The 1239-nt window shown below is 41.4% G+C and carries 2 protein-coding genes; both read left to right on the forward strand.

Translation table 11 applies throughout. The features are described 5' to 3' along the window. Window positions 1-682, forward strand: a 682-nt coding sequence (locus tag ACS8FD_RS15335) for a 1-pyrroline-5-carboxylate dehydrogenase (protein WP_439276480.1), incomplete at its 5' end; no start/stop codon positions are given. Window positions 683-1035: 353 nt separating this feature from the next. Next, window positions 1036-1239, forward strand: a 204-nt coding sequence (locus tag ACS8FD_RS15340) for a 2Fe-2S iron-sulfur cluster-binding protein (protein ID WP_439276481.1), incomplete at its 3' end; no start/stop codon positions are given.

The following is a 1239-nucleotide window of genomic DNA, read 5'->3' on the forward strand; positions in this document are numbered from 1 at the left end:
CGAATTCAAAAAAAATCATGCTCAAGTTTGTGAAGCTTGGCGATTACTTGGTGCCGTACAGCGTGCCACTTATCTAGAAGCTGCTGTTCCTAAGCTTGCATTGTTCACGGGAGACGCCAATAAAGCGCGTCGCTTGTTCAATCATCTGCTGAGTGCAGCGCCCAGCCTAGATGAGGTACATCGTATGACGGGTGCTACAGGCGAGTCTAACGATCTTTATGTGACTGCTCGTGGTAAAACAATGGTTGTCGGCGGCGAATCAGCCAAAACAATGGCGGTACTCGGTCAGCTTATCGCAGCACTATTGACAGGAAATGAAGTCATTTTGCATTGTCCAAGCCAAGAAGAGATGTGCGTAGAAGCCGCCAAAGTACTTTATGACACTGGTATCAGTGATGATGTGCTAAGTGTGGCAAACGACTCACAAACGATTACTTTGCTACATATCGACCGCCTTGCTCAAGTAGCGGTTGCAGGTAGCGCTGCTGAAGTACAAGAAGTCAGTCAAACATTGGCCGATACTGATGGTATCTTAACCCAAGTAATCGCAGTGACAGATATGGAGGGCTTATCAGACATGCTAACGTCAGATTATCTGCATCGTTTTGTAACTGAGCGAGTGATAACTATCAATACGACAGCTATTGGTGGTAATGCAAGCTTGCTTGAGCTTGGAACATAGCAAAACTTAAAAAATTAATAATTAAGTCATTAGATAGAACTTAGTGTCATATAAGTAACGGTTAGTGTTTGTTTACGAGGTTTTAAACTGCCTGTAAATAATCGCTAACCGTTTTTTTTGGAAATTTTAAAGTATTTTATAACTTATCAGATGGGTTTTAAAAGTTTGGATAAACGATATTTAATTGCTTGTAGGCAAGCAATAGGGGTGATAATATAAATAAAACCTGACTGAATAGTCACGTTTATAAAGGTGTCAGGCTTATGTTCTATTGAACTTTTAATTTGTTGAAGTTCAGAATATCGTCCTATAACTATATTTTATAAAGCTCAATTTGTTAGCCGAGTCCTGCTATGATTAGTTTTTATCTAAACGAAAAGCGCCACGAGATAACCCAACTCAATCCAAACACGACGGTACTTGAGTATCTGCGCTCGTATGAACGTCAAACTGACACTAAAGAAGGCTGTGGTAGTGGAGATTGCGGTGCATGTACAATCATGGCGCAGCGTCTCCCCAGTCATGCAACCAGCGAGTCTAGTGACAGTACTCCTTTT

Source organism: Psychrobacter sp. 1U2 (assembly GCF_051847575.1).